The organism is Amycolatopsis sp. GA6-003 (genome assembly GCF_046267895.1).
Lineage (GTDB): Bacteria > Actinomycetota > Actinomycetes > Mycobacteriales > Pseudonocardiaceae > Amycolatopsis.
Map to the genome: position 1 here is coordinate 1,231,079 of NZ_CP176499.1, position 13,004 is coordinate 1,244,082.

Annotated in this window: 11 protein-coding genes; 9 read left to right on the forward strand and 2 right to left on the reverse strand. The window is 68.7% G+C overall.

The genetic code is table 11. From position 1 onward, the window contains the following. Positions 1–48: 48 nt before the first annotated feature. The 9 genes from F9C12_RS05220 to F9C12_RS05260 all read left to right on the forward strand — a co-directional run bounded on the left by F9C12_RS05220 (position 49) and on the right by F9C12_RS05260 (position 10,749). Positions 49–825 carry an IclR family transcriptional regulator gene (locus F9C12_RS05220; protein WP_409464981.1) on the forward strand — a complete coding sequence of 259 codons (777 nt, stop codon included), beginning with the start codon at positions 49–51 and terminating at the stop codon, positions 823–825. 460 nt (positions 826–1,285) lie between these two features. After that, positions 1,286–2,206, forward strand: coding sequence for a streptomycin biosynthesis protein (locus tag F9C12_RS05225; protein WP_409464982.1), 921 nt, complete (start codon positions 1,286–1,288; stop codon positions 2,204–2,206). A gap of 553 nt (positions 2,207–2,759) precedes the next feature. Then, the gene (locus F9C12_RS05230; protein ID WP_409464983.1) at positions 2,760–3,614 is read left to right on the forward strand and encodes an N-acyl homoserine lactonase family protein; all 855 of its coding nucleotides are present in this window, start codon (positions 2,760–2,762) and stop codon (positions 3,612–3,614) included. Beyond that, a complete protein-coding gene (locus F9C12_RS05235) occupies positions 3,607–5,457 on the forward strand; it encodes an FAD/NAD(P)-binding protein (protein ID WP_409464984.1) in 1,851 nt (616 codons plus the stop codon). The genes F9C12_RS05230 and F9C12_RS05235 overlap by 8 nt, the downstream gene beginning before the upstream one ends. After that, entirely contained in the window at positions 5,454–6,437 is a 984-nt protein-coding gene (locus tag F9C12_RS05240) for a class I SAM-dependent methyltransferase (protein ID WP_409464985.1), read from the forward strand. The genes F9C12_RS05235 and F9C12_RS05240 overlap by 4 nt, the downstream gene beginning before the upstream one ends. Before the next feature lie 43 nt (positions 6,438–6,480). Beyond that, a complete protein-coding gene (locus tag F9C12_RS05245; RefSeq protein WP_409464986.1) occupies positions 6,481–6,873 on the forward strand; it encodes a cupin domain-containing protein in 393 nt (130 codons plus the stop codon). Between the two features lie 159 nt (positions 6,874–7,032). After that, complete coding sequence (locus tag F9C12_RS05250) at positions 7,033–8,250, forward strand: YbfB/YjiJ family MFS transporter (RefSeq protein WP_409464987.1); 1,218 nt, start codon at positions 7,033–7,035, stop codon at positions 8,248–8,250. A 31-nt stretch (positions 8,251–8,281) separates the two neighbouring features. Continuing rightward, positions 8,282–9,070, forward strand: coding sequence for an enoyl-CoA hydratase (locus F9C12_RS05255; protein WP_409464988.1), 789 nt, complete (start codon positions 8,282–8,284; stop codon positions 9,068–9,070). A gap of 332 nt (positions 9,071–9,402) precedes the next feature. Then, positions 9,403–10,749, forward strand: a complete 1,347-nt coding sequence (locus F9C12_RS05260; RefSeq protein WP_409464989.1) for a KamA family radical SAM protein — start codon at positions 9,403–9,405, stop codon at positions 10,747–10,749. Positions 10,750–10,757: 8 nt separating this feature from the next. Here the strand turns inward: F9C12_RS05260 and F9C12_RS05265 are convergent, their stop codons facing one another. Beyond that, positions 10,758–11,690 carry a nucleoside hydrolase gene (locus F9C12_RS05265; protein ID WP_409464990.1) on the reverse strand — a complete coding sequence of 311 codons (933 nt, stop codon included), beginning with the start codon at positions 11,688–11,690 and terminating at the stop codon, positions 10,758–10,760. An 82-nt stretch (positions 11,691–11,772) separates the two neighbouring features. Continuing rightward, the gene (locus F9C12_RS05270; protein WP_409464991.1) at positions 11,773–12,798 is read right to left on the reverse strand and encodes a LacI family DNA-binding transcriptional regulator; all 1,026 of its coding nucleotides are present in this window, start codon (positions 12,796–12,798) and stop codon (positions 11,773–11,775) included. Positions 12,799–13,004: the final 206 nt, after the last annotated feature.

A 13,004-nucleotide genomic window follows, 5' to 3' on the forward strand; every position in this document is an offset into this window, starting at 1 on the left:
CGCACTCGCGGCGGAAATGCCGCACCGGCGGAGGAGCACCAGCCCAGCATGGCCCAGACTGTCCAGCGCGCGATCGACATCCTCGAGTTCTGCAGCGTCAGGCCGCGCACCCTGGCGGAGATCAGCGAGATGTGCGGAGTCCACCGCACCACCGCGCTGCGGCTGCTCCAGACCCTCGAAGGCGCGGGTTTCGTCCGCAAGGACGAACGCGGCCGGTACGGCGTCGGGTTCCGGCTGGCGGCGCTGTCCGAGTCCGCGCTGGCGCAGTTCGACCTCCGCACGCTGGTGCACCGGCACATCGTCGATCTCAGCGAACGCGTCGGGCAGACGGTGCAGTTCGCGGTCCGGCAGCGCGACCGCATCGTGTACGTGGACAAGATCGAGCCCGTCGGTTCGATTCACCTCGACACGCGCATCGGCGGATACGTCGTGGTGCACACCGCGGGCGTCAGCAAGGCGATTCTCGCCCATTTGCCGCGGCAGGAAGCGGCCGCGATCCTCGACCACGCGACTTTCGAGAGCTTCACCGGCAACACCCTCACCACCCGCGAGGCATTGGAAGAACGCCTCGCGGAGGTCCGGCGGCAAGGATGGGCTTACGACGACGGCGAATACGAGACCATCTCGAATTGCATCGCGGCGCCGGTGTGGGACTACACCGGCGAAGTCGCGGGTGCGATCAGCATCACCTCGATCAAAACGCAGGCGGACATCGACGAACTGCGCCGGCTGCTGCCCGAACTCCTGACCACCACCCAAGCTGTTTCCCGGGACCTCGGGCACCTCCGCGAGCCGGAAACACCGGCCGCTGGCGGAGACAGCTGACGACAACACTGCCCGCGCGGCGAAATCGTGGCCTGCCAACGCTTTTGCGCACAGTTCGAGGCGGCGGCCGGAAACCCCGGACCATCCCGGCCACCGAAACCGCCGAGGTGACTCTGTGCGACAACCGGACTGGCCGGACGCGAAGAATGGCCCCGGCTGAGCCGCGGGGAAAGCACCGGCCGGCGCCCCGCTGCTCGGTGTAACCGAAGCGCGGCGGGCGTTCGTCCCGTTTGCCAGGACCGTTGCCGCCGTCGGCGCGAAAAGTACCGCATTTGCCGGAATTCGCATTCGATGCCGAACGCGCACCGTTGCCGCAAGAGGCAGACGTGGGGTTCGCGGGCGTCCGATCAGATGATCCCCCGGACGGCGTCGATGAACGATTGCCAACCGGCGAACTCGTCTGCCACAGTGGTAACTCGGTCTGAGGTGGACGACTCGGGCATCTGGGCTGGGGGAAACGGTGTCAGATTCAGTGTCGCTTGATGCGTTGAAACTTGCCGGCTCGCCGCGGCTGGAGGGAGAGGATCCGAAGCACGTCGAAGTGCTCGCCGGGACCGGTGCGCGCCTGCCGCCCGTTCTGGTGCACCGGGCCACGATGCGGGTGATCGACGGAGTGCATCGAGTCCTCGCGGCCCGCCGCCGCGGCGATACGGAAATCTCAGTAACTTACTTTGACGGCACGGATTTCGAAGCGTTCGTGCGGTCCGTGCAGTCGAATGTGCGACACGGCCTTCCGCTGAGCCGAGCGGATCGCGAGGCCGCGGCGGTGCGGATCCTGAAGTCGGGGGCCGCGTGGTCGGATCGGGCCGTCGCCGAGGTGACCGGTTTGAGCGCGCCGACGGTCGCGGCGATCCGGAGCCGGGCAACTGGCAATTCCTCGCAGTCGCACGCCCGGATGGGCAAGGACGGCAGGGTCCGGCCGCTGACCACCGCCGAGGGACGGCGGGCCGCCGCCAGGATCATCGCCGAACGGCCGGACGCCCCGTTGCGCGAGATCGCGAGCAAGGCGGGGATCTCGACCGGGACGGCCCGCGACGTGCGGGACCGGCTGCGCCGCGGCGACGATCCCGTGCCGCTCAAGTACGCGAAAGCCCGGCTGCCTCCGGAGCCGCCCCGGCAGGACGCGGCCGTACCGGATTTGCAGGGCCTGCGCAAGGATCCTTCGCTGCGGTTCAACGCCGTCGCGCGCACTTTGCTGCAATGGCTCAGCATTTGCGACATCGACGACGATCAGCGGCACCATCTCATTCAGGGTCTCCCCGAGTACCGCCGCGACAACTTCGCCGAACTCGCCTTGGTGTGCGCCGAACGGTGGAAAAACCTCGCGAGGGAACTGCGGCAGCCGAATCGCAACCCGGACAGCGACGCTTCCGTGCGCTGAAGGTTCACCGGCCGGGCGGCGGTGCGGGTTTCCGGCGGACGATGTGCACGCTTTCAGCGTAAAGGCTGGCACATCGGGGCGCAACCATTCTCTTTGAGATTCTTGTTTCGCGGCACGGAAAAAAGGTGTCCGCCGATCCGGAAAGGATTGTTTTTCACCGCCCAGTCGGGCCGAGGCCACCGGGGAGCCGGGCAGCTCGCCGACAAGGCCGCGCCGCCGCGGACACCTGCGACGGCACAAAACGGGGTCGACACATAATGCGCCTCGAACCCGAAGTCCCATTCACCGGGCGAGACTTCGGGCCGCCGGAATACCGGCCGCGATAATGCGCGGCGGAATCGTCGCGCCCGACGGAGAAGCCCAGCCATTGGCTGGGCTTTTTCGTTGCCCTGCCACAAGTCTGACCAGAACTCGACGGAGCGACGCGTGGTGTGTAAACGCCGCCTATTGCCGACGGCGATTGCTGTCGGCTACGTTCTCCAACCATGGTCTCCCCAGGTATGGCGCCAGCTTCCACCATGCCCGCCGCGCTTTCTTTCCGGACGGTCCCGCGATGACCCCGGGCGTTTCCGGTTCGCCCGCTTACGAGGTATTCGCCCTTCGCTACGCCTCGCACTACGGCCGCAGCAGCGCCGACAACTTCCTCGGCGAGGATCCGCTCCACGGGTCGGAAATGCCGCTCGACTTCTTCGTCTGGCTCATCCGCGGAAACGGGCGCACGGTGCTGGTCGACACCGGTTTCACGCCGGAAACCGCGGTGCGGCGCCGACGGCACTACCACACGCATCCGGTCGATCTCCTGGCGCGGCTCGGCGTCGCTCCCGAGGACGTCAGCGACGTGATCGTGACGCATCTGCATTACGACCACGCCGGAAACATCTCCGCTTTTCCGGGCGCGCGCATTCACCTGCAGACCGCTGAGATGCAATTCTGCACCGGTCCGGACATGCGGCATCAGCTGTTGCGGAAGAACTACGAGCCCGCCGACGTGGGCACCGCGGTGCAAAGCCTGTACGAGGGTCGCCTGCACTTCGCCGACGGCGAGAAGGAGATCGCGCCGGGCATTTCCGTGCACCTGTGCGGCGGCCACACGAGAGGCCTGCAGTTCGTCACCGTCGCCACGGCACGCGGGGAGCTCCTCCTCGCCAGCGACGCGGTGCACTACTACGAAAACTTCCGGCGGAACATTCCCTACCCGAGCTTCGCCGACCTCGGGGAGTATCTCGACGGTTATTCGCGCATCGCGGCGCGGACCAGTGCTCTCGACCGCGTCATCCCGGGGCACGATCCGCTGGTCCTGACCGCGTTTCCGCCCTCTCCGGCCAGTCCGGACATCGCGATGGTGCATTCCGCGCCGGTCGCCGAGCTGGCTTTCGGCGCTTCGCGGGCGGGCGCGGCCAATGTCTAGCTTCCGGCTCGCCATCATCGGCGGCGGCCCGCGGGCGCTGACCGTCCTCGAGCGGCTCGCGGAGCACCGGGAACGGCTGCCCGCCGACGCGAGTCTCGAGGTGCTGGTGATCGACCCCGGCAACCTCGGCGAGGGAAGCCATCCCACGGACCAGCCCGGCCATCTTCTGATCAACACCCTCGCGTCCCAGGTCACGGTGCGCCCGCCGCGGAGTTCCGTCGGGGACGGCAGCACGCCGTCGGTGCTCGACTGGGCCGCTCGCCACCAAGCCGGCGACCCCGCAGCCGCCGGGCGAAGCCACCTCCCGCGCGTCGTGCTCGGCCAATACCTGGCCGCCTTCGGCCGCGAGGTCGTCTCCGCGCTGTCTCCCGACATCCGGGTCCAGCACATCCGCGCCCGGGCCATTGACGTGCGGTTCGAGAACGACGTGTACGCGATCGATCTCGACAATGGGCAGACAGTCTTCGCGCGCTATTCCGTGCTCGCCATGGGGCACGGCTACCGCACGCAGACCGAGGAGGACCGGCGGCTGGCCGGCTTCGCGCGGGAAAACGGGACCGCGAACCCGCACCTCGCCTACTTCGCGTCTCCCTACCCCGTCCGCAAGCTGGACGCGATCGACAGCACCGCGCGGGTGGCGATCCAGGGCCTCGGCCTTACCGCGCACGACGTGGTTTCCGCGTTCACCCTGGGTCGCGGCGGGCGGTACCGGACCGAGAACGGCAAGCTGGCGTACGAACCTTCCGGACGCGAGCCGCGGCTGTGGCTCTGCTCTCGGCAGGCGCTGCCTTTCGCGGCCCGCGGCGTCAACCAGAAGGGCCAGACCGGACGCCACGTCTGCCAGTTTTTCACGCCGCAGGCCGTGGCCCGGCTCCGGGCTCGCGCCAGGACGCTGGGCGATCCGCGGATCGATTTCCAGGCCGATCTCCTGCCGCTGCTCCTCACCGAAATGGCCTATGCCTATCGGATCGCAGAAAGCGGCGAGCACGTCGACGCGGCCGGCTTCACGCCGGCGCCGGAGGAACTCCGGCTGATCCGGCAGGTCCTGTGGCCGCTGGAAGACCGGCGCTTCGCCTCGCCGCAAGAGTTCCGCCGGTGGTTCCTGGCCTCCATGGAAGACGATCTCGCCGAAGCGTACCGGGGCAACTGCACCAGCGGCATCAAGGCCGCGACCGACGTCCTGCGGGACGCCCGCGAGGCGTTCCGCGCGGCGGTGGAATACGGCGGGTTGACCCCGGCGTCGCATCGCTATTTCGTCGAGCAGTTCGACCCGATCGTGAACCGGGTCGCCTTCGGTCCTCCCCTGCGCCGCAACGAAGAATGGCTGGCCCTGTTCGAAGCCGGGATCATCGAGGTCGCCGGCGGCGCGGCCAGCCGGATCGAAACGCCCGGCGACGAGCCCCGTTACCGGATCTCGCTGGCCTACCCCGACCGGCCGGTCGCCGTCCCCGTCGACGTGGTCGTTTCCGCGCGGCTCGACAAGTACTCGCCCTGCACCGACTCCTCTCCCCTGTCCGCGAACCTCCTCCGGCGCGGCCTGATCCGGCCGTTCCGCAACGGGGAGTACCACCCGTCCGGGATCGACATCGACGAGAACCTGCGCGCGAAGAGGGCCGACGGCCGCGTTCAGCCGAGGTTGTGGGCCGTCGGCTTCGTGGTCGAAGGGCCGCACTTCTACACCCACGCCTTGCCGCGCCCGGGAATCGCGTCGAGGCAGACCGCCGACGCCGAAAAGATCGTGCTCGGGATTCTTTCCGATATCGCCGCAGTGGACACTATCGCCGCAGTGGCCACTGCGCGCTCGACGGCTCCGCCTGAAATTCGTTCGGAGGCAGTGCGATGACCAGCGACACCTACGTAGCCGACCTCACCTTTCCGCAGTATCTGGAGGAGATCAGCGAAAAACACCCCGGCCTCCGCGAGCTGCTCGACCCGGAACGCATCGAGACCGGGGCGATCGAGGCCTACCTCAAGGAACTGAACACGTTGTCCTGGGAATTCGAGGGCCAGGACACCGGCGGCCGCGGGCAGGCTTGGAGCCGGACGCAGAACACCTCGAACAGCCGGCGAACCGGCATGACGAGCCTTCTGGAACTGTTCTCCCCCGCTTCCCCCGGGATTTCCCGGTCATCTCTTCGGGTGCTGGACGTCCTGGGCGGCAGCGGCACCGTCGCGCGGCTGGCCGCGACTCTCGGAGACGACGCTCCTACTGTGCTCACAGCTGATATCTCAAACCTGATGATCAGCTCTTGCCGCGCGCACGGCTTGCCCTACATCCGCCAGTCCGCGGCGAGAAGCCTGTTCCGCGACAACGCATTGGACGGCGTCCTCATCGGCTACGGCACCCAGCTTTTGAGCCCGAAGACGCGGCAGCTGGCCGTCGCGGAAGCCTTCCGCACGCTCAAGCCCGGATCCCCGCTGGTGCTGCACGCATTCGAGGCCGGCGAAGGCGCCGCGCGATTTTTCGACGACGTCGTGCATCCGTATTCGCGCACCGGCCATCCGCACAAACACCTCACTCGCGAGGAGATTCGCGGCCTCTTTGCCGACGCGGGCTTTGGCGAACCGCGAATACATGGTATAAATGACCCGCTTATCCTGGAGGGCCAGACCGCCGAAGAGGCGAAAGCCAACGCGCTCATGCATTTGTACAGCGCCTACGACCTCTGCAAAATCCCCGGCTCGCCGCACGAGATCCAGAAGAGCCTCGAACCGCTCGTCGAGGAAACGCTCGGGCCGGTTTCGGTCCGCCGCGAACACGAGCGCTACCTCGCGGAAGTCCCGCGCACGGCTTTGGCGGCCATTGGCGTCAAAACCCAGTAGCCGGCAAGAGAACGCACGCAACCGCCCCAGAAGGAGCAGAAGCATGACCGATGTCGAAACGTCCTCCGGAGCGTCCGTCGGGACGCCGGCCGACCCCGTGCACGTCCAGGGCGGGATCAAACGGACGCTGCTGCAGAAAACCGAATTTCCCGACGGATACGTCCTCAACACGAGCGTCATCGAGGTCCCGGCCGGAACGAGCGCGTCGCCGCACACCCATCCCGGCATCGAAACCGGCTACGTGATCGGCGGCGAGTTCTACCTGTGCGTCGAAGGCCAGCCCGACCAGCACCACGTGGTCGGGAGTTCCTACACGGTTCCCGCCGACGCGGTGCACTACGCCCGGGTGCCCGGTCCCGAGCCGCTGAAGGTGCTGTGCTTCTTCGTCGTCAACCAGTCCCAGCCTCTCGCCACCGTGGAAAGGGCCGCCCCGTAACGGGAGCCGGCCGCCGGGCGGACTCTCGGAACCGGGCCGCGGGCAGGCCCGGCTCCGAGAGGGCGTCTCGCGGTTCCCGCCGGCGAGCGGTATGTTCGTCGGGCTTGCTGATCAAGCTTGTCGGTGTTCCTTCACGACCGCGTCTTGAGGTAATGGCCAGTGACAGCAGAATCGCCCCTGAAAGCCGACGACAGTCGCGGGCAGAGGTGGCGGGAGGTCGGCACGGCCCTCGGATTGTCCGGGGGCGCGGCGGTCGCGTTGGGGCTCTCCCGGTTTTCCTACGGCCTGCTGCTGCCGCCGATGCGCGCGGACCTGGGATGGACGTACGTCGAAGCCGGCGCGATGAACACCGCGAACGGCGCGGGGTACGTGGTGGGCGCGCTGATCGCCGCCTGGCTGGCTTACCGCTGGGGAATGGCGCGGACGTTTCTCGCGGGTTTCTCCGTGAGCGTCGTGATTCTGCTGGTCACCGCGACCACCACCGACGTGGCCGCCCTCATCGCGTTGCGGACCGTCGGCGGCGCTTCGACGGCGCTCACCTTCATCCTGGGCGCCGGATTGGCTTCCGCGATCTGCCCGGCGCGGAACCCGCGCCGGCGCGGCACGCTGGTCGGCCTTTACGTCGCGGGCGTCGGCATCGGCATTCTCGTGTCCGGCGTGGGCATTCCGATCGTTCTCAGCAGCGGCGTGCAGCAGTGGCCGGAAGGGTGGATCGTCCTCGGCGTCCTCGGCGCGGTGTGCCTGCCCGCGGCCTGGTGGGCGGCGCGCAGCGTGCCGGAGCCGGCGGGCAGCCGCATCGCCTTGCTGCGCGGCCGGGAATTCCGCCGGATCGCGCCCACGTTCGTCGGGTACGGCCTGTTCGGGGCCGGCTACGTCGGCTACATGACGTTCATCATCGCGCTGCTGCAGGAGCAGGGGCGCAGCAGCGGCCAGGTGATCTGGTTCTGGTCGGTGCTGGGGCTCGTGTCGGCCGTGGCGACCCTGCTGTGGGGCAAGGTGCTGGGAGTCGTGCGGGAGTCCCGGGGGCCGTCGATGGTCTTCGCGATCACCATGCTGGGCACGCTGCCGGTCCTGGTCTTCCCGGCGAGCCCGGCGGCGATGTTCGTCTCCGCGGTCCTTTTCGGGGGCAGCTTCCTGGCGGGTCCGACCGCGATCACGATCGTGGCGCAGCGGCAGCTGCCCGTCTCGTCGTGGACCGCGGCGATCGCGTTGCTGACCGTCTCGTTCGCGTTCGGGCAGGCCGTCTCCCCGCTGCTGGCGGGGGCGATCTCCGACGCCACCGGGAACATCTCCGCCGGCTTCTGGGTCTCGCCGGCCTTGCTGGCGGCCGCCGCGGGCGTGAACTTGCTGCAGCGTCCGGCCGCGGGAAAGCTCTAGCGGCAGCCCCCCAGAGCCCGAGAGGAACGGCATGTCCTACGAATACCTGCTCACCAGCGTGCACGGCGAAGGAACGCTGAAAACCGGCCTGGTGCGGCTCAACCGGCCGAAGCAGATGAACGCGCTCAACGACCAGCTGATGGACGAACTGGGCGCGGCACTGCTCGCTTTCGACCAGGACGCAAGCATCGGCTGCATCGTGCTGACCGGCACCGACAAAGCCTTCGCCGCCGGAGCCGACATCGCGGCGATGAAGGACTACGACTTCATGCAGGTCTGCAAAGACAACTTCATCACGCGCAACTGGGAAACGCTGCGCCAGGTGCGGAAACCGGTCATCGCCGCGGTGGCCGGCTACGCGCTCGGCGGCGGCTGCGAAGTGGCGATGATGGCCGACTTCATCATCGCCGCCGACACGGCCAAATTCGGCCAGCCGGAAATCACCGTGGGCATCGTGCCCGGCGCCGGCGGAACGCAGCGGCTTCCGCGTGCGGTCGGCAAGGCCAAGGCGATGGACATGGTGCTGACCGGGCGGATGATGGACGCCGCGGAAGCGGAGCGCGCCGGGCTGGTGTCGCGGGTCGTGCCCGCCGACGAACTGCTGCGGGAAGCGCTGGCCGCCGCCGAAACCATCTGCGGGCTCGGCATGCCCAGCGTGATGCTGGCCAAAGAATGCGTGAACCGGGCATTCGAAAGCCCGCTTTCCGACGGGCTGGCCTACGAACGGCGGATGTTCCACGCACTGTTCGGCACCGAAGACCAGCGCGAAGGAATGGAAGCCTTCCTCGCCAAACGCACGCCGCAGTTCAAGCACCGCTGACCGCGGAAAGCCGTTTCCGGCGGCGGAAAAGCTCGCCTCCGGAAACGGAAAGGTGACACCGGGTCCGCCGTCCGGACTCGGCCGAAAATGGGGGACGATGTGCGACGATATCCTTTCGCGTGCCCGAAATGCCCAGCGTTCAGCCATCATTCCAGCGGGCGGAATTCGCCATCCGGCGGATCTCGCGCCGGCTTTCTCGACGCTCATTTCCCGGGGAGGAACACGACGACCATGAACGCCGCGCAGCGAAGACGCCCTCGCCCCTCCGACTCGGCGCCGTCCAGGATCGAAGAGGGCTTCGCGGCCTTCGTCAGCGGAGTGAGGGTGCGCCCGTGACCGTGACGGATACCGCCCAGAAAACCTCCGCGGGCCGGGGATTCCGGGCTTTCACCGCGAGACACCTCGACCAGCTGACCGCCCGCGCGGGACTGCCGCCCGCCGAGCGGCTGGCGGTGCGGGCCGTGGCGGAGGTCCTGCCGTTCCGGACCAACAACTACGTAGTCGACGAGCTGATCGACTGGTCGGCGGCCCCCGACGACCCGATCTACCGGCTGACGTTCCCGCAGAAGGACATGCTGCCGGAGGAGGACGTCGACCACATCGCCGGCCTGCTGCGCCGCGACGCGCCGCGCCGCGAGATCCAGCAGGCCGCCCACCGGGTGCGGATGCGGCTCAACCCGCACCCGGCGGGACAGCTGCGGCTCAACCGGCCGGTCGTGGACGGGCACGTGCTGGAGGGCGTGCAGCACAAATACCGCGAGACCGTGCTGTTCTTCCCCCGCCAGGGGCAAACCTGCCACGCCTATTGCAGTTACTGCTTCCGCTGGGCGCAGTTCGTCGGCGAACCCGATCTGCGGATGGCGGCCGACGACGACGGCGTCCAGGAGCTCGTGGACTACCTGCTCGCCCACCCCGAGGTCACCAACGTGCTGATCACCGGCGGCGACGCGATGATCATGAGCGCGACGGTGCTGCGGCGGTACGTGGAACCGCTGCTCGCGCTCGACCAGCTCGAGTCCGTCCGGGTCGGCACCAAGGCACTGGCGTTCTGGCCGCGCAAATTCGTGACCGACCCGGACGCCGCGGACCTGCTCGCACTGTTCGAGCAGGTCGTCCGCTCGGGCAAGAACCTGGCCCTGATGGCGCACTTCTCCCATCTCCGCGAGCTCGAGACCCCGATCGCCGAGCAGGCGGTCTCCCGGATCCGCAGCACCGGGGCCGTCATCCGCACGCAGGCGCCGCTGATCCGTTCGATCAACGATTCGGCGCTGGTGTGGGAATCGATGTGGCGCCGGCAGGTGCGGCTGGGCATGGTGCCGTACTACATGTTCGTGGAGCGGGACACCGGGCCCGCGGACTACTTCGCGGTGCCGCTCGCCCGCGGGCACGAGATCTTCCGCGACGCCTACGCCTCGGTCTCCGGACTGGCGCGGACGGTGCGGGGGCCTTCGATGTCGACGACGGCGGGCAAGGTCTGCGTGGACGGGGTGGTCGAGGTGGCGGGCCGCAAGGTGTTCGCCCTGCACTTGATCCAGGCGCGCAATCCCGAGCTGGTGGGCCGGCCCTTCTACGCCGAATACGACCCGGCCGCGGTGTGGCTGAGCGATCTCAAGCCGGCGTTCAGCGATCGGTTCCCGCTGGAGGAGAGTCCCGGCGCCGCGGTGCCGGTCTGCCAGTAGCCGCGGAGCTACTTCAGGTTCGCCACGGCATCGCGGACGAGCTGCCAGAACTTGGGCACGTCCAGCGTGATCGCGATGTCGGCGTTCGGCTCCCGGCCGAGCATGCCGCGCAGGTCGACCGCCGTGGCCCCGGACGTGAATTCGCCCTGGGTCTCGACGTCGACGCGGCTGCGCCGGACGGTGGCGACGGTCCGGTCGATCGCGAGCGCGACCGTGATGGGATCGTGCAACGGGGCTTCCGGCATGCCTTCGACGGCGTCGTAGGCGCCGCAGAAGAAGCGGAGCAGGTCGACCCCGAACGCGCTGGTCTCGTTGCCGATCGCGGCGATCGACCGGAGCACCTCCTCGGTGATCAGCGCCTGGTGCGAAATGTTCAGGCCCACCATGGTGAACGGGAGACCGGCCTTCACCACGAGGTCGGCTGCTTCCGGGTCGGCCCAGGCGTTGAATTCCGCGTAGGCGCGGACGTTTCCCCGTCCGGTCGAGCCGCCCATCCAGATGATCTCCTTGATTTTTTCCCTGACGGCGGGCCGCTGCTCCAGGAGCGTGGCGACATTGGTGAGCGGCCCGGTCGGGATCAGCGTGACGGGTTCCGCCGCTTCCGCGAGCAGGTCTGAGATCAGTTCGACCGCGCTTCGTTCGTCCAGCGGAACCGTCGGGTCCGGGAGGACCGGGCCGCCGAGGGCGTTTTCGCCGTGGATCCAGGCCGCCGGGGTGAGTTCGCGGCGCAGCGGCCGGTCCGCCCCGGCGGCGACCGGCACTCCCCCGACTCCGGCGACGGTGAGCGCGACGCGCGCGTTGTGCGTCGTGTGCTCCAGCCGTCCGTTCCCGCCGACCGTCGTGACGCCGAGCAGGTCGATCGCCGGGTTCCCGGCGGCGAGCCAGAGCGCGAAGACGTCGTCGTGGCCGGGATCGCAGTCGATGATGACCGGGACGGGCATCGGGTCCTCCAGGATGCGTAATCGTTTCCGCAGACTGCGAAAACGATTACGCACCGGGTGAGGCTTGTCAAGGGACCCCGGCTCACGCCGAAGCAGGCAGCTCCGCGCGCTTCGACGACATGCCGATCTCCAGCGTGGGGGCGATGCGGTTGCGGCGGACGGCCCCGGTGTCGGAGCCGTCGATGCGGCCCAGCAGGAGCCGGACGGCCTCGGCCGCGATGGCCGGGACGGGCTGGACCACGGTGGTGAGGACCGGCCAGAAGACCCGCGCCAGCTCGATCCCGTCGAAGCCGGTGACGAGGACGTCCCGCGGGACGTCGTATCCGAGTTCCCGCAGCTTCGAGACGAGCCCGACGGCGATCTGGTCGGACCCGGCGACGATCGCGTCGGGCAGCGGTCCGGCGGCGGCGATGTGCTCGGCCGCGCCGGCGCCGCTCTCGATGCTGAATTCGCTCCGGTAGGTCGCGCGGACGTCGATGCCGGTCCGGCGGGCCATCGCGTGGAAGCCCTCCCAGCGCTCGACTCCGACGGTCGTGGCGTCGTCCGCCCCCGCGAACGCGACGCTGGCGACGTCCTGCTCGGCCAGGTGCTCGAAGAGGAGCTGCATCCCCAGCAGGTTGTCGACGCCGACGAAATCCGCGACCGGCCGGTCGGTAGCCCGGTCGACCTCGACGACCGGCACGTCCCCGGGCAGGCTGGCGAGCGACTGCGCCGACGCCGCGCGGTCGGAGGGGATGAGCAGGATCCCGTCGACGCGGCGCTCGCCGAACACCCGCAGGCGGCGCACCTCCTCGTCGACGAACCCGTGCGAATCGGCCAGCAGCAGCTCGAACCCGGCGCGGTTGAGCTCGTCCTCGACGGCTCCGATCAGCTGGGCGAAGAACGGGATGCCGATGACCGGCACGATCATCCCGACGAGCCGGCTCGAACCCTGCCGCAAAGCCCGGGCCACGGGGTCGGCCCGGTAGCCCATCTCCGCGGCGATCGCGTGCACCCGTTCGATCATTTCGCGGGAAACGCGCGGTTTGCCGGACAGGGCGCGCGAAGCGGTCGCGATCGACACGCCGGCCCGCGCCGCGACGTCCGACAGCGTGACCTTCGACCGCACGGGCCGCTCCTTTCGCCTGCTCCACGTCGGGCAACCGGGCTGGTAATCGTTTGCGCCGCGGCTGTGGCGCGAGCCTCTGCGCCGTGGCCCGCATCCTATCTCGCCTGTTCAGCGAGTGGCACGCCAGGAAGGTGCGATGGCCGGTCGCGTAATCGATTCCGCGTCTGCCGAACAAGCCGGGCTGGTTTCGACGGAGCGAGGCCGAC

What these genes read in the sequence shown, in the direction of transcription:
- F9C12_RS05255 (WP_409464988.1), top strand. Translation starts at nt 8,282, where the DNA reads ATGTCCTACGAATACCTGCTCACCAGCGTGCACGGCGAAGGAACGCTG.
- F9C12_RS05220 (WP_409464981.1), top strand. Translation starts at nt 49, where the DNA reads ATGGCCCAGACTGTCCAGCGCGCGATCGACATCCTCGAGTTCTGCAGC.
- F9C12_RS05230 (WP_409464983.1), top strand. Translation starts at nt 2,760, where the DNA reads ATGACCCCGGGCGTTTCCGGTTCGCCCGCTTACGAGGTATTCGCCCTT.
- F9C12_RS05240 (WP_409464985.1), top strand. Translation starts at nt 5,454, where the DNA reads ATGACCAGCGACACCTACGTAGCCGACCTCACCTTTCCGCAGTATCTG.
- F9C12_RS05265 (WP_409464990.1), bottom strand. Translation starts at nt 11,690, where the DNA reads ATGCCCGTCCCGGTCATCATCGACTGCGATCCCGGCCACGACGACGTC.
- F9C12_RS05235 (WP_409464984.1), top strand. Translation starts at nt 3,607, where the DNA reads ATGTCTAGCTTCCGGCTCGCCATCATCGGCGGCGGCCCGCGGGCGCTG.
- F9C12_RS05245 (WP_409464986.1), top strand. Translation starts at nt 6,481, where the DNA reads ATGACCGATGTCGAAACGTCCTCCGGAGCGTCCGTCGGGACGCCGGCC.